Here is a 22,827-nt window from a genome sequence, read left to right on the forward strand (position 1 = left end):
TGCATGATCATTAACACTCTAAACGCCGCAGAATAAACATCTGCTGTTCATAAGTGCTGGTGGTGTTGATGGTTTCCATAATGTCGCCTTATGGTCGATTTTCGGCAAGTTTGGCAATGTAAGCGTTAATCTCGCTTTCTAGATAACCAACGGAATTTACGCCTAATTGGATTTTCTTTGGGAAGTCAGGGCGATAACGTTTAGATTTCGGGTTCTGCCAGTCGGAAAAAGTGGATTTACTCACCCCAAAGCGGCTAATCGCGTCATATCGTCTGATAATGCTGTCTTGCTGGTGGGCGTTTTGTGCTGTTGCGGTTTTCATTGGCATTGTGTTTTCTCCATAAATAATAGTGATTAAGAATTGATAAACCTGTATGGGCTATCGTTGTGTCAGTGGGGATTATGGGAAAATAAAAAGGGCTTGGGGAAATTTTGAACAAATGAACTATGTTCAATGAACAAATGAACTAATTTTTAGGGATTTTGAACAAATTGAACGCAATAAAAAAGCCGGTATTAAACCGGCTAACATTGATTAATATATTTTGCTATGGTGTTTTTAGAGGGGATTTTTCGCTTGTCTTTGTATCGGTGCCCTAACCTTGTGTGAAGTGTGCTATATGTCGGCAATTTTCCATTATCCAACAATTCAGGATCAATAATCAGGCTTATAAAATCCGCCAGCTTGTCGGCGTTTGTGCTTTCAGGTAAATCGCCCTCATATTCTAAAATAGGTTCAGAATTGACCGCACTTTGCTGCGCCTGTAATTGATTTTCAAGCTCGGTGATTTTGGCTTGTAGTTCTGCTATAGTACAGTCTTTATTATTATCTTCTTCGTTAGGAATTGTGATTAAATTCATCTGTGCCAGTTTAAAAATATCACTAACCAAAATATAAGTATTACGAATAGGAATCTCTAAATTATGATTAGGAAAAGAAAAATTTAAAATAAAATCTGTATTTGTATAACCAGATTCATCTCCTAAAAATCTATATGAGGAATATTCATCTAGTAAAATTTTCTGTTCGCTTTCGTTAATTGCCCTGCTAGGTATTTGAATAAAGCCCTCAAAATGAATCATTCTTAAATCTTCACCATCATGGTAAAGGTTGCCGCCTAGTTCTGTGTGCCGGTGTTTGCCTGTATCTATATTATAATCAGCCACACTAAAAAATTTATCGTAAGTTCTATCTTGTGAGCTATAGTTCATAAATTTACTTAGATAAAAAACTTGGTTAAATTCAGTTTTTATTTCTAGTGAAATCTTTTCTGCTCTAAAATATAAATTTAAGTCACCATTTCTTGAGAAAGAAAAAATATTATCTATATCTAAATTAAATTTTTCTAGTCGTTGAATATTTTTATCATTGAGAACAAAATAAGACTTGCTAATACTCATAAACGCCCCTATGCGTACCCTATTCAGTGAGAACACGGCAAAGAATAAATAGGGTTACTCTCTTTCGGAGTGGGTAATTAAGCCACGCCTAGCCGTGTAAATTGGTTTGGATTTCGTTGGTCTGTGTAATATCAGATTGGAATAGATTATAACCTGTTATTATATACAGTCAAAAGAAAAATGCGGTGAAATTTGACCGCACTTTATTTCAGATTTAAACAACCATTTGTAAATGATGTTTAGGCAATGCACCTTGAGAACATTCCTCTATAAAATCGCCCCATACCTGCAGTAATTTGAATCGTTGTTCTAATCGTTCGCCACGGTCATAAGCCGCTTTTATCCGGTCTGATTTCATATGCGATAATGCCACCTCAATTAATTCGCTATCGTAGCCTTGCTCATTAAGGTAGGTGCTGGCAATGGAGCGTAAACCGTGCGCCACCAACTTACCGGCATAACCCATTCGCTTGATAGCCGCATTTGCGGTTTGTGTGTTCACATGGGTTTGAGGATTTTTCACACTGGGGAAGAGATAGGTTTTGCCACCGCTTAATTTCTTGATTTCTCGCAGTAAGGCTAGGGCTTGGCGTGACAGGGTTATTTTATGAATGCGCCCCTTATCGCTTTCTTTAATGCCTTTTTGAATGTAAATCGTCCATAGTCTTGTGGTTTCGTCTATATCCTCATAGCGTGCCGTTGCCGCCTCATTTGGGCGTGTCATGGTGAGAAGTTGCCATAGGATTAAATAACGTGTCTGTAAGTGAATTTGAGCGTGATTTAAGGTGTAAATAAACTCGTTCAAGTCTTCCGGCTTGATGGTTTTAAAGTGTTCGACTGTGGGGCTATCAAACTCTTTTGAGATATTGGCGGTAGGGTTTACCGATATAATGTCACGGTGTAGGGCATAGGTCATTATCTCATTGTGCTTTTGAATCGTGCGTTTGAGTTTCTCTAATTTGCCTTCGTCTTGATATTGCTTAAAGGCTTTCAAGGCTAAAGGGGCGGTAATTTGAGAAATAGGCAAGTGCCCAAAGTGGGGGAGTAGATTGCGTTTAATGAGGCTTTCTACGTCTTTTTGATAATCAAGCGAAAAGTTCTTTTTAGTTTTGCGATACTCGAACCACGCCCAAGCAACCGATTCATAGGTATTGGTTAATTCTTTGTGTTTGATTTCTTCTTGCTGTTGGTAGTGGATTTGCGGATCGATACCTTGAGAAAGCAAAGCCCTTAATTCTTCCCGTTTTTCCCTTGCTTGTGATAGTGAAACATCGGGATATTTTCCCAATCCAATTAAAGCCCGTTTTTTGGTTAGCGGTTTGTAGTAATTAAACCGCCATAGTTTCGCACCGGTTGATTTAATCAATAAATAAAGCCCCAATCCATCAGATAGGGTGTAATCTTTATCTTTAGGCTTGGATTTGTCTATCTCTGTGTTCGTGAGTGGTTTAGTTATACGTGCCAAAATAACCGCCTTTTCTGCGTATAACTAACAAAAAAATCTAACCAGCAACAAAGCCTTAAATATCAAGCCCTCGTGAGTTTTTAGTTATACGTGATTTGTTGATTGGTGAGCAGTATAACTAAACGTATAACTAAAACTCAAGGATTTAGTAATATCTCATTGGCTCGCATTGGATAATAAAAAAGCCTTGAAGTGAGTATTTTCAAGGCTTTGTCGGTTCTTATTGGATTTGTTTGGATTTCAATTTGGTGGAGCTGGCGGGAGTTGAACCCGCGTCCGAAATTACTCTACCTTCAGCGCTACACGTTTAGTCAGTCTTTCGTTTCACTTAAGCATGCGGACGGACACGCTAAACTTAAATTAGTTTGATTCCATTTAATGCTTCGATCCTCAAACGGCGGCTTCCACACGATCTCGTTTTGGTTTGACTCCGCGTGATCCCCGTCTTACGAGCGGAAGCTGGGGCGCGAAGGCTAAATGCAGGTTATTAAGCTGCTAAAGCGTATTGTTCGTCGTTTGCGACTATTTTTTTGCGGTTTATTTACGAGGCCTACCGCACCTCGACGTGCACCTTGGGCTTCGCCAATCCCGTCGAATCCAGAATCAGCCCCAAATTGGGCGCAAGTTTAGCAAAAAAAAATGTGAAGTAAAAGAGCCTATTTATAAAGCTTTTTTATTAGGTTAGAATTTGCCCACTCTATTATTGAAAGGAAAAATAGAATGAAAAATTTGAAATCTTTTGTCATTATTTCAATGAGTGCGTTGTTTTTAGCGATAAATGCCTGTGCGGCACCTATCAAAAAAGACGGTACAAAAGCTGTCTCAAAAAAGGAAAGTGCGGTTGAAATGAAGTCGGTTTTACAGGCTGTGTCAATTGATGTTGAGGCGCGTCAATTGACTGTTGATCAGGGCGGACAGGCGTTAGCGGTGTTTAAATATGTGGTGACAAATATAGGCAATAAACCGATTTCCGGTATTCAATGGTTGAATGCGTATGTGAATAAACGTGAGGTCGTTCATAACCAAGATATGAACGTTGAACTGACATCACCGTTAATGCCGGGTCATTCAATTGCGATTAATTTACAAATTCCCTTTGTGCAGATTCAAGAAAAATTCAGACCACTTTTTATGGATTCGCAATCTAAAATTGATGTTTACCCGCTCGACAGAATTATTCGTTTTAGTGATCAAAAAGTACTTCACGAACGTTAATCATTTCTTGCCGAACTTAAGCCTGCCGATATGCAGGCTTATTTTATATGTATGGTTGAACAGTGGTTTTGTTCCCGCTATACTAAACGCCTCTATTTTTAACCGCACTTTGACTTATGCCTTTCAGCCGCAAAATTATTCATATTGATATGGATTGTTTTTATGCTTCGGTCGAGATTCGTGATAACCCCTCTCTACAAGGGAAACCCGTTGCTGTGGGGGGCAGTTCTCGCCAGCGTGGTGTGTTAACCACATGCAATTATGAAGCAAGAAAATTTGGTTTACATAGTGCGATGCCAACGGCTCAGGCGGTGAAAAAATGCCCTAATCTTATTCTTGTGCCGGTGAATATGCCTTTGTATAAACAGGTTTCAGCGCAGATTCATCAGATTTTTCGCCGTTATACCGATATGATTGAGCCTCTTTCTTTAGATGAGGCTTATTTGGATGTGACTGATTGTGAAAAGTGTTCGGGATCAGCCACTTGGATTGCGAAAGAAATACGCCAAGCGATTTTTGATGAATTGCAACTCACCGCTTCGGCGGGCATTGCACCGCTTAAATTTCTTGCCAAAGTGGCCTCCGATATGAATAAACCCAATGGACAATTTGTTATCAAACCTGATGAGGTGGCGGCGTTTGTCAAAGCTTTACCCTTAAAGAAAATTCCGGGGGTAGGGAAAGTTACATCGCAACGTTTATCCGAGATGGGATTGGTGCATTGTGGTGATGTGCAAAAATTAGATCAAACAATATTACTCAACCAATTTGGCAAAATCGGCAAACGGATTTGGGATTTTAGTCATGGAATTGATAAACGAGAAGTACAGCCTCATCGTGAGCGTAAGTCTGTTGGAGTAGAGCGTACGCTAAGGGAAAATATTCGTGATTTAACACAAGGGATTGCCTTGTTGGATAAGCTTTACGAAGAACTGATTCGGCGTCTTGAGCGAAGCCTACCCAATATGCCGTTATCTGCTTTTCGCAAGATTGGGGTGAAATTGAAATTTGAGGATTTTCAAGTGACGACCTTAGAGAAAACTGGCTTGCCACTATCATTGGCTGGGTTTCAACAGCTATTAACGCAAATTTGGCAACGCAGCAAGGGAAAATCAGTACGATTAATCGGATTACACGTGAATCTACCCGAAGAAAATAAACATGAGCAAATGAGCCTTTGGTGATATAATTCGCCCCTTTTTATGGGATCGGTGCTGGAGAAGTCATGGAACATCAACTCGACGATATTATCGCCATTTTTAATCAATGTTTTGAACAAGAATACAATACCCGCCTTGTCAAAGGGGGTGAAGAGCCCATCTATATTCCGGCAAATGAAGCGGTGCCTTATCATGCCATTTATTTTGCACGGGGCTTTTATAGCAGTGCATTGCACGAAATTGCCCACTGGCTGGTGGCAGGCAAAGCACGCCGTCAATTAGAAGATTTTGGTTATTGGTATGAACCGGATGGACGCTCCGAGGAACGCCAGCGTGATTTTGAAAAAGTGGAAGTCAAACCTCAAGCCTTAGAGTGGATTCTTGCCACTGCCGCCGGTTTTCGTTATTTTGCCAGTGCCGATAATCTCAATGGCAATCCCGGGGATACCCAACCTTTCAAACAAGCGGTTTATGAACAAGTTAAAATCTATGCACAAAAAGGCTTGCCTAAACGGGCGGAAAAGTTACGAAAAGCCTTAGCTGAATTTTATGGCACAGAAGATCGCATTGATTTAAGCAAATTTGATGTTACTCGAATTTAATCATTTTATCCCTCACTACTAGGTGTGATTTAGGGTTTCGATACCGTTGCTAAAGCCTATGTTGAAAAAACGCAGCCAAAACTGACCGCACTTTCTAAGCTGTCAATTTTCCCTAAAATCAGCTAGAATACGCCGATTTTATTGGCGGTTTGAAAGAGAAAAGAATAAAGAAGATGAAAGAATCCATTATTGCAAAACTTGAAAGTTTAAAAGAACGTTATGAAGAATTAGAAGCCTTGCTCGGCGATGCTTCGGTGATTAGTGATCAAGATAAATTTCGTGCTTATTCTAAAGAGTATGCACAACTGGAAGATGTAGTGAAATGTTTTCATCGCTGGACACAGCTTAATCGCAACGTGGAAGAAGCACAATTGTTGCTCGATGATCCGGAAATGAAAGAAATGGCACAAATGGAAATTGACGAATCCAAAGGGGAAATCGAAGCGGTGGAACAACAGCTTCAAATTCTCTTATTGCCAAAAGATCCGAATGATGAATATAACTGTTATTTAGAAATTCGTGCCGGAACCGGGGGTGATGAAGCAGGCATTTTTGCCGGTGATTTATTCCGTATGTATAGCCGTTATGCGGAAAGCAAACGCTGGCGTGTGGAAATGCTTAGCGCTAACGAAAGCGAGCAGGGCGGTTATAAAGAAGTGATTGTAAAAGTTAGCGGTGAAGGTGTGTATGGTCAGCTCAAATTTGAATCGGGCGGGCATCGTGTACAACGTGTGCCGAAAACCGAATCGCAAGGGCGTATTCACACCTCCGCTTGCACCGTAGCCGTGATGCCGGAATTGCCGGAATCGGAAATGCCGGAAATCAATCCTGCGGATTTGCGTATTGATACCTACCGTTCATCAGGTGCGGGGGGACAGCACGTTAATACCACCGATTCTGCAGTGCGTATTACCCACATTCCAACGGGGATTGTGGTGGAATGTCAAGATGAACGCTCACAGCACAAAAACAAGGCGAAAGCCATGTCTGTGCTTGCCTCACGAATTGTTCAAGCGGAGCAAGAACGCCAAGCGGCAGAACAAACGGATATGCGCCGTAATTTATTAGGTTCAGGTGATCGCTCAGATAAAATCCGCACCTACAACTATCCGCAAGGGCGGGTGACTGATCACCGCATTAATTTAACCCTTTATCGTTTAGACGAAGTGATGAACGGTAAAATTGATGAGCTGATCCAACCGATTATCACGGAATATCAGGCAGATCAGTTGGCGGCATTATCTGAAACGAATTAACGGATAGGGCATCTGATCTCAGATGCTCTTTTTTACTTTTAGGGAAAAATAAAATGCTCGTTGAAAATCCAAAGGATAAAAAAATGCAAGATGCAGAATTTTCTTCATATTCTCAAGCCGCACAGCCGGTGCTGGCAAGCCGTTTTAAACGATGGCTTGCCAGTTTGATTAATGGTGTGCTTTTATGGGGTGTGCTAACCATTGGTTTTGTACTTGGGGATTTTACCGGTTTGTTATCTATTCTGTTTTATCTAGGATTACAAATCTATTTTATGAAAACCTATGGGCAAAGTGTCGCAAAACATTGGCTGGGTTTACGAGTGTTAGATTATCAATCTCAACAGCCGATATCCTTTGGCAAATATATTGGGCGTGAACTTGTCGATCTTTTACTTGTATGGACGAGTTTTTTAATCGTTATCAGCGGTATTGTGGCACTTGTGCGTGATGATCGCCGCTCTTTAACGGATTTAATTGTTGGTACTCAGGTTATTCAAGCTACAAAATCATGAATTATCAACAATGGTTGGTGCAAGCCTCAAGTGCCTTAAACCAAGCCAACCCACAAGAAAACGGCAAAACCGATGCGTTGGTGCTATTACAGTTTGCCACCGGAAAATCCCGTACACAGATTTTAGCCTTTGATGAAACGGAAATTGAGGAAAAAGTGCGGTCAAATTTAACCGCACTTTTGGATCGCCGTTTAAAAGGCGAACCTATTGCCTATATTTTAGGCGAAAAAGAATTTTGGTCATTGTCATTAAATGTTGCGGAAAGCACTTTAATCCCTCGTCCTGATACAGAGATTTTGGTTGAACAGGCATTGAGGATAGCAAAGGAAAAACTGCAAAAAAATCCACCGCACTTTCGCCTCTTAGATCTTGGCACGGGGACAGGGGCAATTGCCTTGGCCTTGGCCTCAGAATTAACAAGGATCTGTGAAAAACAAGCGACCGAATTAACGATTATTGGGGTTGATGTGATCCCTGAAGCGGTGGCATTGGCAAAATCAAATGCAGAAAAAAATCAACTCAATGTGCTTTTTTTCCAAAGTCAATGGCTTGAACAGGTTGAAGGAACGTTTGATTTGATTGTCAGCAATCCTCCTTACATTGATGAAAACGATGAACATTTAAGCCAAGGTGATGTGCGTTTTGAACCCCTTTCTGCCTTGGTGGCAACCGAGCAAGGCTATGGTGATTTACGCCACATCATTGAACAGGCCCCTGCTTATTTGAATGAGGGTGGCGCATTGTTATTGGAACATGGCTGGCAACAAGGCGAAAAAGTGCGGTCAATTTTTGCGAAAAATCATTGGGAAAAGATTGCAACCCTTCGTGATTATGGTGACAATGAGCGGGTTACCTACGGTTTTTGGAAAAGTTATGAAATATAATCGAAGAGCGTTATACGATAAATTTGTGAGTTTTTATCATATTGTTTCTGATGATGAAAGCTCAGAAGCCCAATTGCGTGGCAAAATGGGGCACTTTGTTCGCAAAGCACGTCGTGAAATTTCACCGGATTGGACAGTAGAAGATCGCATTTATCGTCTTCTGCAATTAGTCTATGATGACTGGGGCTTTCATTGCGATCCAGAACATTATTTTTATGCACGAAATCTCTATTTGCCCTATGTTTTAGAACATCGTGAGGGAATGCCGGTTAGCCTAGGGGCGATTATCTTATATCTTGCCGAGGTCTTTGATTTACCGATTTACCCGGTCAATTTTCCTACCCAATTAATTTTACGCATAGAGCTTGATGATAAAGTGATCTTTATCGATCCTTGGAACGGAAGCGATATTTCTCAAGAAAAATTACAACAATTGTATGAAGCAACCTTTGGGTTTGGTGCACAAATGCAACCGCAGGAACTGGAACGGGCAGATTTTAAACTTTTGACTGAGCGGTTTGAGCAGCTTGCCAAAAATGCCCTTATTCGGGAAGAACACAATGAGATCGCATTTCGTTATATCGAACACCTCATTCGTTGGTCTGAAGATCCCTACCATATTCGTGATCGGGGAATTGTATTGGCGCAAATGGGGGCTTATCCTGCAGCATTGAAGGATTTAGAATATTTTGTGGATAAATGCCCGAAAGATCCCACAGCTGCCTTGATTCGGGTACAACTTTTAGAACTGAAAGGCGAGATGGGTAAAGATCGCCAGTCTATTCATTAATAAGGAAAACTTATGCAAAACAAATGTGTAAAAATTGGTCATATTGACGTAGCAAACGACAAACCTTTTGTGCTTTTTGGCGGAATGAATGTCCTTGAAAGTCGTGATATGGCAATGCAGGTGTGTGAAGCCTATGTGAAGGTGACGGAAAAACTCAATGTCCCTTATGTTTTTAAAGCTTCTTTTGACAAAGCTAATCGTTCCTCTATTCATTCATACCGTGGACCGGGTATGGAAGAGGGATTAAAAATTTTCCAAGAATTAAAAGCCACCTTCGGCGTGAAAATCATCACCGATGTGCATGAAATTTATCAATGTCAGCCGGTAGCCGATGTGGTGGATGTGATCCAGCTTCCTGCATTTTTAGCCCGCCAAACGGATCTGGTGGAAGCCATGGCACGCACTGGTGCGGTGATTAATGTGAAAAAACCCCAGTTTTTAAGCCCGGGTCAAATGGGCAATATTGTGGAAAAAATCGAAGAATGTGGCAATGATAAAGTCATTCTTTGTGATCGAGGAACAAATTTCGGTTACGATAATTTAATCGTTGATATGCTTGGTTTCAGTGTGATGAAAAAAGTATCAAAAGGAAGCCCGGTGATTTTTGATGTGACCCATTCACTCCAATGCCGTGATCCTTTTGGTGCAGCATCAGGTGGTCGCCGTGAGCAAGTGACAGAACTTGCCCGAGCAGGTTTAGCGGTGGGCATTGCCGGTTTATTTTTAGAAGCCCACCCGAACCCAAATCAAGCCAAATGTGATGGCCCATCAGCCTTGCCGTTGTCTGCCTTGGAAGGGTTTGTTTCACAAATGAAAGCCATTGACGATTTAGTCAAATCTTTCCCGGAATTGGATACCTCAATTTAATGGCAAAGTGCGGTTAAAAAATAGGAAGATTTTTTGAGATGATATTCTATTTATTTGTAGGGACACACTGAGTGTGTCTGCGATAAAATAGATGATAATCGGACACACACAGTGTGCCCCACATTTCATTGAAATGACTGTTTTTTGTGCATTTGCAATATAACCGAAATTTTGACCGCACTTTTAACTCAAAAAAGGAGAACATCATGCAAATTGTATTTTTAGACAGTACGGCTATTCCAAAACATATTCCTATTCCTCGCCCAAACTTTGAGCATAAATGGATTGAATATCCTCACACCTCCGCCTCCCAAACCATTGAACGGGCGAAAGATGCGGATATTGTGATCACCAGCAAAGTGATTTTTGATCGAAAAACCCTCGAACAATTGCCGAAACTTAAACTCATTGCGCTTACCGCCACAGGAACCAATAACATTGATTTAGTCGCAGCAAAAGAATTAGGCGTTGAAGTAAAAAATGTAACGGGGTATTCAAGCGTCACTGTGCCGGAGCATGTGTTGGGGTTAATTTTCTCTTTAAAACACAGCCTTGCCGGTTGGCTGCGTGATCAAACATCGGCAAAATGGGGTGAAAGCCAACAGTTTTGTTACTTCGATTATCCCATTACTGATGTGCGGGGTTCTACCTTAGGAGTGGTAGGAAAAGGCTGTTTAGGATCGGAAGTGGGGCGTTTGGCTCAAGCTTTGGGAATGAATGTGCTTTATGCCGAGCATAAAGATGCAACAACTTGCCGTGAGGGATATACCCCTTTTAATGAGGTACTAAAGCAAGCGGATATTCTTACGCTGCATTGTCCATTAACACCAAGCACTGAAAATTTAATCAATGCAGAAACCCTGTCACAAATGAAAAAAGGGGCGTTTTTAATTAACACCGGACGTGGTCCTTTGGTGGATGAAAAGGCGTTATTAAACGCATTAACCCGTGGGCATTTAGGGGGGGCAGCCTTAGATGTGATGATTAAAGAGCCACCGGAAAAAGACAATCCATTGATTATTGCGGCAAAAACTATGCCAAACTTAATTATCACGCCTCATATTGCTTGGGCGAGTGATAGTGCGGTGACGACATTAGTGAAAAAAGTGACGCAAAATATGGAAGAATTTGTCGCACAATTAAACCAAAAGTAATATGAATTTACCCATTTCTCTTTCTATTGCCTTACGTTATTGGCGAGCGAAAAGTGCAGATCGCTTCGGTCGATTAGTCACGAACCTCGCCAGTTTAGGCATTGTTTTAGGTGTGATGGCATTGATTATCGTCCTTTCGGTAATGAATGGATTGGAGGGCTATCAAAAGCAACAAGTGCTTTCCTCCATTCCCCATGCCATTGTGAGCCAAGCACAACCGATTTCGATAAAAAAACCGTTAGAAAATCGACCGCACTTTGTGCAAAAAGCCGTGCCGATTAACACTACAAAGGTGATTTATCAAACCGCCAAAGGCGTGAGTGCCGGGCAGGTGATTGGCATACAAGCCTTTTCTGATGATCCTTTATTGGAAAGCCTAGATCAGGTTTCTTTTGACAGCTTATTGCCCGCTGGTGAATTTAAATTGGTGATTGGCAATCAGTTGGCGGAAAAACTGGGGGTTAATGTGGGCGATAAAATTCGTTTAATGATAACGGAAAATAGCCAATACACCCCCTTTGGGCGAGTGCCTATGCAGCGTTTATTTACGGTAAGTGACATTTATTTCGATTATAGCGAAGCATCCGGTTATCAAGCCTTTGCCAATTTATCGGATATCGGGCGATTAATGCGTATTCAACCGGAACAAGCACAGGGTTACCGTTTATTTTTGACCGATCCTTTTTTAATTACGGAATTGCCTGCCTATTTCCCTCAGCAACAAATCACCGATTGGCGGGAACAAAAAGGTGAATTTTTCCAAGCGGTGCGTATGGAAAAAAATATGATGGGGTTATTAATTAGCCTTATTATTGTGGTGGCGATCTCTAATATTGTCACTTCTCTAAGCCTTATGGTGGTGGATAAACAAGGGGAAATCGCCATTTTGCAAACCCAAGGCTTAACAAAATCGAAAGTGCGTTCGATATTTATTTATCAAGGGCTGCTTGTGGGATTGGTCGGAACCTTAATTGGGGCGCTATTGGGGGTGTTGATTACGCTGAATTTGACCTCGATCATCGCTGCGATCAATCCAAACGGTGTATTTTTACCCACCACATTAGAGGGAGGGCAAATTTGCTTTGTCATTGCTTTTTCTCTTTTATTATCTTTATTATCAACCATTTATCCAGCTTATCGTGCGGCAAAAACAGAACCGGCGGAAGCATTACGCTATGAGTAAAGTATGAGTCAGTATCTATTACAGTGCGAAAATATCAGTAAATTTTATCAAGAAGGTGATAACCAAACTCAAGTACTCAAAGGGGTATCTTTTGCGATACAACCGAATGAATTGGTGGCTATTGTGGGCAGCTCCGGTTCAGGGAAAAGCACGCTGTTGCATACTTTAGGCGGATTAGATCAGCCAACGAGTGGGGAAGTGTTCATCAAAGGTCAATCACTGCAAAAAGCCTCTGAAGCAGAGTTGGCAAAATTGCGAAATCAGCATTTGGGTTTTGTGTATCAATTTCATCATTTAATGGCAGATTTTTCAGCCCTTGAAAATGTGATGATGCCGCTGTTGATTGGTCGCCAAAATAAAACAGAGGCGAAAGATCGTGCTGAAAAAATGCTCAATGCAGTGGGATTAAGTCATCGTATTACTCATCGCCCCTCAGCCCTTTCAGGAGGGGAGCGTCAACGCGTTGCCATTGCCCGGGCGTTGGTTAATCATCCTGCTTTAGTGTTGGCAGACGAACCCACGGGAAATTTGGATCATAAAACCACGGAAAGCATTTTTGAGTTAATTCAAACATTAAATCAGGAACAAAATATCGCTTTTTTGTTAGTCACCCATGATATGGCTTTAGCAGAAAAATTATCCCGCTGTCTAACGATGCAAGATGGGGTATTAAGGGAAGGCGTCTAATGAATACTCCGTTTTTTATTAGCTGGCGTTATCAGCGTGGTAAGCAAAAAAATCCCCTAGTGGCACTGATTGCCAAATTCTCAGCGATTGGCATTGCATTAGGTGTGGCTGTGTTGATTGTAGGGTTAAGTGCCATGAACGGTTTTGAGCGGGAATTAAATCAACGTATTTTAGCGGTGGTTCCCCATGCTGAAATCACGGTGAATGAAAGTGCCGATGAGAAAACCATTAATCATTGGCAAAACCTTGCAGAAAAGTTAAAAACGAATGAAAAAATCACCGCACTTTCGCCTTTTGTCAGTTTCACGGCATTGGTTGAAAACGGCAATAAACTCAAAGTCGTGCAAGTGAAAGGGGTGGATAAAGTTGCACAAGATCAAGTGAGTTCACTCGGAAAGTTTGTGGAGGGAGATGGCTGGCAACAGTTTGCAAAAGAGGGTGGATTAGTACTGGGTTCCGGTATTGCCAAAGCCCTTGAGGTGAAAGAGGGAGATTGGGTTTCTTTGCTGATATCACAACCTAATGAGGAAGCACAATTATCCCAACCCCATCGAGAGCGTGTGCAAGTCACGGGTATTTTGCGTTTAGACGGTCAGCTTGATCACAGTTATGCCCTACTTTCATTGCCACAGGCACAAGCCTTACTGGGCTATCGGGCAGATCAAATTAACGGTGTAGAGCTTCAAGTTGCCGATCCTTTTAAGGTTCAATCACTGACTTATTCTGAGCTGAACGATTATCCACAGTTGCTTTATGTGCAAAACTGGATTGCCAAATTCGGTTATATGTATCGTGATATTCAACTGATCCGCACCGTTATGTATATTGCGATGGTGCTTGTGATCGGGGTGGCTTGCTTTAATATTGTTTCCACATTGATTATGGCCGTCAAAGATAAACAAGGCGACATTGCTATTATGCGTACACTGGGTGCGAATAATGGATTTATTAAACGTATTTTTATATGGTACGGCTTGCAAGCAGGAATGAAAGGGTGTTTAATAGGCATCGTTCTTGGCGTCATTTTAGCGTTGAATTTAACTTCGCTTATTCAAGGCTTAGAATATTTAACCGGAAAGCAATTGCTATCGGATGGCATTTATTTTGTCGATTTTCTTCCTAGCGAGCTTCATTGGCAAGATGTTTTGTTAGTTTTAGTGGCAGCGTTAGTCTTAAGTCTTTTGGCGAGCCTTTATCCGGCAAGTCGGGCAGCCAAACTCCAACCGGCTCGAGTGTTGAGTAGTCATTAAACAAACGTAAATCATTTCACAATGAACTAGTTTACTAGTACAAGAAATAAGTGTAGAGTATTTGCAATTTTCAAACACAATATTTAAAAATAAAAGAGAGTGATGTATGACAAAAGAAAAAGTTAAAATCGTTGTCGCAAATGATGATACGCGTATCGAAAAGATTGATCAGGTTTTACCGCCAATCGCCTTATTAGAAAAATTCCCTGCCAGCGAAGAAGCTGCGGCACTGGTTAAACAAACCCGCCAAGAGGCACATAATATTATTCATGGCAAAGATGATAGACTATTAGTGGTTATCGGCCCTTGCTCTATTCATGATCCAAAAGCTGCCGTGGAATATGCCAATCGTTTAAAACCTTTGCGTGATAAATACAAAGACAGCTTAGAAATTATTATGCGTGTTTACTTTGAAAAACCACGCACCACAGTAGGTTGGAAAGGTTTAATCAACGATCCTTACTTAAATGATACTTATCGTTTGAATGATGGTTTACGCATCGCCCGTAAATTACTTTCTGATATTAATAATCTTGGCGTCCCTTCTGCCGGTGAATTTTTGGATATGATTACCCCACAATATGTCGCCGATTTTATGAGCTGGGGAGCGATTGGTGCACGCACGACCGAATCACAGGTTCACCGTGAATTGGCCTCCGGTTTATCTTGTGCCGTCGGGTTTAAAAATGCCACAAATGGTGGCGTAAAAGTCGCATTAGATGCGGTGGGTTCGGCAGAATCGCCTCATAATTTCTTATCGGTTACAAAATTTGGCCATTCTGCCATTGTTTCAACCAAAGGTAACGAAGACTGCCATATCATTTTACGCGGTGGCGATAAAGGTCCAAATTACAGTGCCGAAGATGTGGCAAAAGTCTGTGCTGAAATTGAGAAAACCGGTCGTATTCCTCATGTGATGGTAGATTTCAGCCATGCCAACAGCAGCAAGCAATTCAAAAAACAAATGGAAGTTTGTGAAGATGTCTGCCAACAAATCGCAGGTGGATCAAAACAGATTTTTGGTGTAATGGTTGAAAGCCACTTAGTGGAAGGTCGTCAAGATTTAGTCAACGGCAAAGCTGCCACCTATGGACAAAGCATCACCGATGCCTGTATTGGTTGGGAAGATACAGAAATCTTACTCAAACAACTTTCTGATGCGGTTATTGCACGCCGTAAAGTCAACTCATAATTTCATTTCAGTATATCAGGGGCAATTTTCGCCCCTTTTTCTATTTTGTCGTTAATTCATCAGCAATTTCTTCGGCTTGTTGTAGGGCGAATGTTCTACTTTATTAGGGCATTTTTTTATTGCGTTCAAAGAGCGGTTAGTTTTAAATGAGAAAACATTTATGGATTAAAGAATTTCATTTTTATGCAATTTTATGGATTAGAATTATCGGATCGTCATGCTGCATTAGATTTAGTGGCTGGAATTACTCAAATTGAAAAGGGAAATTATCTGGATTTTATTGTTGATCGTCCGGAAGGTATGAAAGGATATATGTTACAGCTCACGACTTTTGGACACGGAAAAATATTTGATGGGAAACAGCATTTCGCTGTTAAACGGGGACAACTTGTATTGTTTTCACCGAATACAATTCAGCATTATTATCGCCAACCAGAATGCCAATATTGGCATTATAAATGGATTTATTTTCATCCCAAACCGCAGTGGTTAAAATGGTTGAACTGGACAAGTTGTAGAGAAAATATAGGGCGTATTATCATCAGTGAGACGGTTTCTTTTCAAGAAATTAGCCAGCTTTTTAGCAAGATTGCACAAGAATCCGAGTCAAATGATTTACTTAAGAAGGAAATGAGCTCTGCTTTATTGGAATATCTATTAATGAAATGTGTTTCAGTGGAAAATGCCAAAGAGTCTCCACCGATTGATAGCAGAATATTAAGGGTCTGTGATCTGATTTTAGAAAATTTGTCACAAAATTTTAGTGTTGAGTATTTCGCCAACCAAGTCTTTCTATCAGAATCTCGTCTTTCACATTTATTTAAACAATCTTTGGGAGTCGGATTAATCCAATGGCGTGAGCAGCAACGTATTAGCGAAGCGAAGAAATTACTTTATTTTTCTACTTTATCGATAAGTAAAATTGCCAAATCCTTAGGTTATGAAGATTCGCTTTACTTTTCAAAAATTTTTAAAAAACATACCGCACTTTCACCTTCTCAATTCCGTATTGGTGAGCTGAGTGGCGAAATTGAAATGTGATCCACTTCTCAGTTTATTTGTTATAGCGGATTTTTCCATATCTTTAACAGAAAGTTACCTATGCTTTTTGAATTAAATTACTAAGATGTTTAATAGCCTTAATTGTAGTTGTAAATTAAGGAATTATTCATTTTATGAGGAAAATCTTATGAAAAAGCCAACATTTAAACATTTGTTATTTTCAGGTCTTTTTACATTTGCTTGCTGCAGTTCAGCGATTGCAAGTGATGTGGTAAATATCTCAAAAATTGACGGTATGCCTTGGTTTAACCGCATGGCTGAAGGTGTTGTTCAAGCGGGCAAAGATAATAATATCAATGCTTATCAGGTGGGACCGTCCAATACCGATGCACCTCAGCAGGTAAAATTAATTGAAGATTTAATTGCTAAGAAAGTCAGTGCGATTTCTATTGTACCTAATGATGCTAGTGCCTTAGAACCTGTACTGAAAAAAGCGAAACAAAACGGTATTGTGATATTAACTAATGAATCGGTTGGTCAACCGAGTGCTGACTGGGATATTGAAATTATTGATAATGCCCAATTTGCAGCCGATTATGTGGAGGAGGTTGCAAAATCATTGGGAGGTAAAGGGGGTTATGTCCTCTATGTTGGTAGCTTAACTGTACCACAACATAATCTTTGGGCTGATCTTTTTGTGAAATATCAAAAAGAGCATTATCCGGATATGTTTGAGGTGACGAGTAGAATGCCGGTAGCAGAAAATATTAATGATGCACGCCGTACAACGATTGATTTGGTGAAAGCTCATCCAGATCTTAAAGCTGTCATTTCTTTTGGTTCACAAGGACCGATTGGTGCTGGACTCGCTGTTAAAGAAAAACGATTAAAGGATAAACTCCATGTTTTCGGTATGATGATTCCTTCACAAGCAGCTTCTTTAATTAAGAGCGGTAATATCACAATGGGTATTACTTACGATCCGGCGAGTGCAGGCTATGCCTTAGCGGCTGTGGCAGCAAAAGTATTGAAAGGAGAAAAAATTGAAGAGGGATTGGTCATTCCAAATGTTGCTCAAGCTAAAGTAGATCAAGAGAAAAAACTATTACAATTCCATAATGTATTAAAAGTGACCCAAGAAAATATAGATAAATTGTATTAATCAACACGTTACCGGGTTCATTTTGAACCCGGTTTTCGCCAAAGGAGATTGTATGTCTTTTATTTCAATGCGTAATATTAATAAAACTTTTAATGGTGTAAAAGCCTTAAATGAGATTGAATTATCATTAAATTATGGCGAAGCACTTTGTTTAGCCGGACAAAACGGCTGTGGGAAATCAACATTAATCAAGATTTTGTCGGGAGTCTATCAACCGGATCAGGGAGCGGAAATCCAGATTGGAGCAAGTCAATATAATAAATTAACGCCGGAAGAATCCATTAACAAAGGTATTCAAGTTATCTATCAAGACTTATCGCTTTTTCCTAACTTGAGTGTGGCAGAGAATATCGCAATGAATGCTTATCGACAACTGGGGTGGGTAAATTCGCAAAAAATACGAGAAATCGCCCAACAGGCAATTGATAGCATTAATGCGGATTTGAATTTAGATGACATTGTTGAAAATTTACCTATTGCCAGACAGCAATTGGTCGCGATTTGTCGAGCATTAGCGCAAAACGCCAAATTATTAATTATGGATGAGCCAACAGCTTCATTAACGGCAAAAGAAGTCAATCATCTACTTGATGTAGTGATTAAGCTAAAGAGTAAAGGAATTAGTATTATTTTTGTCAGTCATCGATTAAAAGAAGTGATGACGGTATCTGACAGCATATTGGTTCTGAAAGACGGTAATATGGTTGGTAAATATCCGATTAAAGAGATGAATGAAAAACGTTTGGCTTTTCTTATGAGCGGCGTCGAAATTAATAAAGTGCGGTTAAATTTACCGGAGTTTTCACAATCTCAAACCGTACTTGAGGTAAAAAATTTGACCTTGCCTGATCAATATCAGAATATTCATTTTTCCGTTAAAAAGGGGGAAATCGTATCTCTAGTCGGATTGTTAGGCGCCGGTAGAACGGAACTGTGTCTGAGTTTATTCGGTATCACACAGCCAACGAGTGGAGAATATTATTTAAACGGCGAACCAACAAAAATTAACAATAACCGTGAGGCAATTGCAAAAGGGATTGTTTATGTTTCGGAAGATCGAATGAACATAGGGCTGATTATGCAGGAATCCATTCATCATAATATTATTTCAACCATATTTAAACGCATTGCTAATCCTTTTGGTATTATTCAAGCACATAAAGCCCGTCAATATACGCATCAACTTATTCAATCATTAAAGATTAAAGTATCTGATCCTGACCTCCCGGTTAATACATTATCAGGCGGTAATGCTCAGCGAGTTTCTATTGCCAAGTGGTTGGCGATTAATCCTAAAGTGATTATTTTAGACTCACCTACTATTGGCGTAGACTTTGCTAATAAAGAAGGGATTTTTCAAATTATTCAATCCCTTGCTGAGCAAGGTATGAGTGTTATTTTTGTGACAGATGAAATAGAAGAAGCCTATTATTATAGTCATCGTGTATTGGTGATGAGAAAAGGGGAAATTATCGCTGAATTTATGCCGTCAAATTGTACCGAACAAGATATTGAGGAATTAGTTTATGAAAAATCCGCATAATAAAATTTTGTTTATTACATTATTAATCTTATGTACATTACTAAGCCTATTTACCCAAGATTTTCTTTCCATTGAAAACGTTTATGATGTCATAAATAATTACGCCATATTAATGATATTGGCCTGTGGTTTATTTGTTGTGCTTATCTCAGGTGGGATTGATATTTCATTTCCAGCAATGACTATTATTGCTCAATATATAATGATAAGTTTAATCCAACAATATGATATTGGATTGTTTGGTGTTTTTATTACTGCTAGTACAGTCGGTATTTTATTGGGATTGATTAATGGTGTTATTGTTCATAAATTAAATGTACCTTCCATTATTATTACTATTTCGACACTTAATATTTTTTATGGCGGATTGTTATATATTACTAAGGGTATTTGGTTATATGATTTTCCAGAGTGGTTTCAACAAGAGCTTATATTATTTAAACAAACCACTTCAGATGGATTTGAATACGGATTATCTTTTCAAATTCTTGTTGCCATATTTGCAATATTACTGACAGCTGTAATAACAAATAAATTAACGCTAGGTCGTAAAATTTATGCTCTAGGCGGAAATAAAGAAGCGACTTCTAGAATGGGATTCAATTTGCTTTATTTATATTTGGTTGTTTATGGTTATATGGGATTAATGGCTGGTCTTGCAGGTGTTGTACAATCTTATACGGTACAATCAGTTGCACCGGATTCATTACTTGGTTATGAGTTAACCGTATTAGCAGCTGTTGTATTAGGAGGTGCAAGTTTATCGGGAGGAAAAGGGACGCTATCAGGAACAATGATGGGCGTTATTTTGTTAGCCGTTATTCAAAATGGGTTAAATCTATTAAATATTTCTTCCTATTGGCAGACCGTTATTACCGGTGGCATTATCATTTTAAGTGTAAGTGTCACAGCATTGACACAAAGAAAAAAATAAGGAGAAGAGAATGAAATTACAATCAGATAATACTATCAAATATCTCTTTCTATTATTCGTTATTGCTATCTCAATATTTAGTATTTTAATTCCAGATATATTTTGGTCTATCGCTAACTTTCAATCAATCGCTTCACAAATTGCGGTGTTGGGTATTTTAACTTTAGCGATGGCTATTCCAATGCTAACAAGCGGTATTAACCTATCAATTATTGCAACAATGAATGCTTGTGCATTAATTATTGCTTATTTTTTGACTAAGCAAGATAGTGCTAGTTATCTATTGGTTGGATTGTTGTTAAGTGTATTATGCGCTTTTATTATTGGTGTGCTTAATGGAGTGTTAATTTCTCTTATTCGAGTATCTCCTATTCTGGCAACGCTAGGAACGATGACTTTAATTAATGGGTTAAATATTTTGATGACAGATGGTTCAACTATCGCTAATTTTCCAGCAAGTTTTTTATCTATTAGCTCTACAACATTTTTCTTAATTCCTCTTCCTTTGATTATATTTTTATTTTTAGCACTGATTGTTTGGTTTTTTCTCGAGAAAACAACAATTGGTAAATCAATTTATTTCATTGGTAATAATGAAAGGGCAACATTTTATTCAGGTATTAATACTCAGAAAATTATTATGATTGTTTATGTTATTTCAGCTGTTCTTTGTATTTTTGCAGCTGTATTGATGATGTCAAAATTAAATTCTGCTAAAGCATCCTATGGTGATTCATATTTATTAATTTCAATTTTGGCATCTGTGTTGGGAGGTGTAAATCCTGATGGTGGAAAAGGTAAGTTAGTTGGAATTTTGATTGCTTTAGTTTTATTACAAGTAATAGAAAGTGGTTTGAATATGTTAGGAGTAAGCAGTTATATCACAATGATATTATGGGGCGCTTTACTTATTTTATTTATTTTCTTACAAAAGTATCGTTTATTTAAATAAAGTAGGGATAACAAATGCAAAATGAGAAAACATTAATTGATACAGGTTCTGTCGTGATCGGTATAGAGTTGGGATCAACCCGTGTCAAAGCGGTATTAATTGATCAGGTTGGGCGTATTTTAGCCACTGGTGGAGCAGATTGGGAAAATCATTTAATTAATAATATTTGGACTTACCATCAAGAAGAAATTTGGGCGACATTACAGTCTGCCTTTGAAAATTTACAAATGACGGTTAAAGAAAAATATCGGACAGTAATAAAAACAGCCAAAGCTATAGGTCTTAGTGCAATGATGCATGGTTATTTACCTTTTGATAGAGAGGGGAATCAGCTGGTTCCATTTCGAACCTGGCGAAATAATATCACGTTTACAGCAGCCCAAAAATTAACGAATTTATTTCAATATCCTATTCCACAACGGTGGAGTATTGCTCATCTGTATCAAGCTATTTTAAACGAAGAACCTCACCTTGAAAAACTCGCTTACTTAACTACGTTATCCGGTTATATTCATTGGCGATTAACAGGAGAAAAATATCTTGGTATTGGTGATGCTTCAGGTATGTTTCCTATTGACACGGAAATTTCAGATTATAACAAAACAATGTTGAGCCAATTTAACCAACTCATTGAAGATAAAAATTATGATTGGCATATTGAAGATGTGTTACCACAAGTCCAAATTGCCGGAAAAACAGCAGGAAAATTGACCGCACTTGGGGCAAAATTGTTGGATCCTACTGGGGCTCTACAGGCAGATATTCCATTTTGTCCACCTGAGGGGGACGCAGGAACGGGGATGGTGGCAACTAACTGTATTAAAGAAAAAACAGGGAATATTTCAGCAGGCACATCAGCCTTTGCTATGATTGTATTGGAAAAAGCCTTATCAAGGGTCTATGGTGAATTAGATATTGTTACCACACCGGCAGGAAAATTAGTAGCAATGGCTCATGCACAAAATTGTACGACAGATATTAATGCCTGGGTTAGTTTACTGGGAGAATGTTTACAAGCATTTGGAATTAAAATCTGTACTGAAGAATTATATGAAACGCTATTTCTCCACGCCTTACAGGGAGATACCGATTGTGGTGGATTATTATCCTACGGCTTTTATTCTGGAGAACATAATGTGGGGCTGGAAAAAGGTTGTCCGTTATTTTTGCATCCAACTAATGCTAAATTTAATTTAGCCAATTTTATGAGGGTGCATTTATATACTGCATTTGGTGCAATGAAATTAGGTATGGATATTTTATTACAGCAAGAAAAGGTCACGATCACTCGCATCCTTGGGCATGGTGGTATTTTTAAAACGGAAAATGTTGCTCAACAGATATTGGCTTCTGCATTAAATATTCCACTTGCAACAATGGAAACCGCCTCTAATGGTGGTGCTTGGGGTATCGCTTTATTGGCGAATTTTTTAAGTCGGTCAGAAACTTCTTCTTTAGAAGATTATTTGGACACTGATATTTTTAATCAAGTGGAAATCAGTGTCGTTTATCCGGAAAAACAAATTACAGAAGGATATCAACAATTTATTGACTGTTATAAACAAGGTATTCCAATTGTTCAAACTGCGATAAATCAAGATTTTATTGGATAGAAA

General features: G+C 39.3%; 22 protein-coding genes and 1 other RNA gene. 19 read left to right on the forward strand and 4 right to left on the reverse strand.

Annotated elements, in window-relative coordinates; translation table 11 throughout:
• Positions 1-88 precede the first annotated feature (88 nt).
• The 4 genes from BKK50_RS07655 to ssrA form a co-directional block, all read right to left on the reverse strand.
• Entirely contained in the window at positions 89-328 is a 240-nt protein-coding gene (locus tag BKK50_RS07655; protein ID WP_018355663.1) for a helix-turn-helix transcriptional regulator, read from the reverse strand.
• A 197-nt stretch (positions 329-525) separates the two neighbouring features.
• On the reverse strand, positions 526-1,401 hold the full coding sequence (locus tag BKK50_RS07660) for a hypothetical protein (protein WP_077416891.1): 876 nt from the start codon (positions 1,399-1,401) through the stop codon (positions 526-528).
• Positions 1,402-1,615: 214 nt separating this feature from the next.
• Complete coding sequence (locus tag BKK50_RS07665; RefSeq protein ID WP_077416893.1) at positions 1,616-2,866, reverse strand: integrase arm-type DNA-binding domain-containing protein; 1,251 nt, start codon at positions 2,864-2,866, stop codon at positions 1,616-1,618.
• 246 nt (positions 2,867-3,112) lie between these two features.
• Positions 3,113-3,477: a transfer-messenger RNA gene (ssrA, locus tag BKK50_RS07670) on the reverse strand.
• Between the two features lie 109 nt (positions 3,478-3,586).
• Between ssrA and BKK50_RS07675 the strand changes: the two genes are divergently transcribed.
• The 19 genes from BKK50_RS07675 (at position 3,587) to BKK50_RS07765 (ending at position 22,824) form a co-directional block, all read left to right on the forward strand.
• Positions 3,587-4,081 carry a hypothetical protein gene (locus BKK50_RS07675; protein ID WP_077416895.1) on the forward strand — a complete coding sequence of 165 codons (495 nt, stop codon included), beginning with the start codon at positions 3,587-3,589 and terminating at the stop codon, positions 4,079-4,081.
• A 116-nt stretch (positions 4,082-4,197) separates the two neighbouring features.
• The gene (gene dinB / locus BKK50_RS07680) at positions 4,198-5,265 is read left to right on the forward strand and encodes a DNA polymerase IV (protein ID WP_077416897.1); all 1,068 of its coding nucleotides are present in this window, start codon (positions 4,198-4,200) and stop codon (positions 5,263-5,265) included.
• Positions 5,266-5,306: 41 nt separating this feature from the next.
• On the forward strand, positions 5,307-5,843 hold the full coding sequence (locus BKK50_RS07685; protein WP_077416899.1) for an elongation factor P hydroxylase: 537 nt from the start codon (positions 5,307-5,309) through the stop codon (positions 5,841-5,843).
• Positions 5,844-6,016: 173 nt separating this feature from the next.
• Complete coding sequence (prfA, locus tag BKK50_RS07690; protein WP_077416901.1) at positions 6,017-7,099, forward strand: peptide chain release factor 1; 1,083 nt, start codon at positions 6,017-6,019, stop codon at positions 7,097-7,099.
• A 53-nt stretch (positions 7,100-7,152) separates the two neighbouring features.
• Complete coding sequence (locus BKK50_RS07695) at positions 7,153-7,611, forward strand: RDD family protein (protein ID WP_077416904.1); 459 nt, start codon at positions 7,153-7,155, stop codon at positions 7,609-7,611.
• Positions 7,608-8,495 carry a peptide chain release factor N(5)-glutamine methyltransferase gene (prmC, locus tag BKK50_RS07700; RefSeq protein ID WP_077416906.1) on the forward strand — a complete coding sequence of 296 codons (888 nt, stop codon included), beginning with the start codon at positions 7,608-7,610 and terminating at the stop codon, positions 8,493-8,495. Before BKK50_RS07695 ends, prmC begins: the two co-directional genes overlap by 4 nt.
• The gene (locus BKK50_RS07705; RefSeq protein ID WP_077416908.1) at positions 8,485-9,285 is read left to right on the forward strand and encodes a SirB1 family protein; all 801 of its coding nucleotides are present in this window, start codon (positions 8,485-8,487) and stop codon (positions 9,283-9,285) included. Before prmC ends, BKK50_RS07705 begins: the two co-directional genes overlap by 11 nt.
• A 12-nt stretch (positions 9,286-9,297) precedes the next feature.
• Complete coding sequence (gene kdsA / locus BKK50_RS07710; RefSeq protein WP_077416910.1) at positions 9,298-10,152, forward strand: 3-deoxy-8-phosphooctulonate synthase; 855 nt, start codon at positions 9,298-9,300, stop codon at positions 10,150-10,152.
• Positions 10,153-10,358: 206 nt separating this feature from the next.
• Positions 10,359-11,306 (forward strand): 2-hydroxyacid dehydrogenase, encoded by a 948-nt coding sequence (locus BKK50_RS07715; protein ID WP_077416912.1) that lies wholly within the window; start codon positions 10,359-10,361, stop codon positions 11,304-11,306.
• Between the two features lies 1 nt (position 11,307).
• A complete protein-coding gene (locus tag BKK50_RS07720) occupies positions 11,308-12,489 on the forward strand; it encodes a lipoprotein-releasing ABC transporter permease subunit (protein ID WP_077416914.1) in 1,182 nt (393 codons plus the stop codon).
• Between the two features lie 3 nt (positions 12,490-12,492).
• Positions 12,493-13,176, forward strand: a complete 684-nt coding sequence (gene lolD, locus BKK50_RS07725; RefSeq protein ID WP_077416916.1) for a lipoprotein-releasing ABC transporter ATP-binding protein LolD — start codon at positions 12,493-12,495, stop codon at positions 13,174-13,176.
• The gene (gene lolE, locus BKK50_RS07730; RefSeq protein ID WP_077416918.1) at positions 13,176-14,426 is read left to right on the forward strand and encodes a lipoprotein-releasing ABC transporter permease subunit LolE; all 1,251 of its coding nucleotides are present in this window, start codon (positions 13,176-13,178) and stop codon (positions 14,424-14,426) included. Before lolD ends, lolE begins: the two co-directional genes overlap by 1 nt.
• Before the next feature lie 106 nt (positions 14,427-14,532).
• A complete protein-coding gene (gene aroG / locus BKK50_RS07735; protein ID WP_077416920.1) occupies positions 14,533-15,618 on the forward strand; it encodes a 3-deoxy-7-phosphoheptulonate synthase AroG in 1,086 nt (361 codons plus the stop codon).
• A gap of 183 nt (positions 15,619-15,801) precedes the next feature.
• Positions 15,802-16,659, forward strand: coding sequence for an arabinose operon transcriptional regulator AraC (gene araC / locus BKK50_RS07740; RefSeq protein ID WP_077416922.1), 858 nt, complete (start codon positions 15,802-15,804; stop codon positions 16,657-16,659).
• A gap of 148 nt (positions 16,660-16,807) precedes the next feature.
• Complete coding sequence (locus BKK50_RS07745; RefSeq protein WP_077416924.1) at positions 16,808-17,782, forward strand: substrate-binding domain-containing protein; 975 nt, start codon at positions 16,808-16,810, stop codon at positions 17,780-17,782.
• 52 nt (positions 17,783-17,834) lie between these two features.
• Positions 17,835-19,325 (forward strand): sugar ABC transporter ATP-binding protein, encoded by a 1,491-nt coding sequence (locus tag BKK50_RS07750; protein WP_077416926.1) that lies wholly within the window; start codon positions 17,835-17,837, stop codon positions 19,323-19,325.
• Positions 19,309-20,259, forward strand: a complete 951-nt coding sequence (locus BKK50_RS07755) for an ABC transporter permease (RefSeq protein WP_077416928.1) — start codon at positions 19,309-19,311, stop codon at positions 20,257-20,259. The genes BKK50_RS07750 and BKK50_RS07755 overlap by 17 nt, the downstream gene beginning before the upstream one ends.
• Positions 20,260-20,269: 10 nt before the next feature.
• A complete protein-coding gene (locus BKK50_RS07760) occupies positions 20,270-21,211 on the forward strand; it encodes an ABC transporter permease (RefSeq protein ID WP_077416930.1) in 942 nt (313 codons plus the stop codon).
• A 14-nt stretch (positions 21,212-21,225) separates the two neighbouring features.
• On the forward strand, positions 21,226-22,824 hold the full coding sequence (locus tag BKK50_RS07765) for a xylulokinase (RefSeq protein ID WP_077416932.1): 1,599 nt from the start codon (positions 21,226-21,228) through the stop codon (positions 22,822-22,824).
• Positions 22,825-22,827: the final 3 nt, after the last annotated feature.

It is taken from the genome of Rodentibacter rarus (assembly GCF_001998965.1).
GTDB classification, from domain to species: Bacteria; Pseudomonadota; Gammaproteobacteria; order Enterobacterales; family Pasteurellaceae; genus Rodentibacter; species Rodentibacter rarus.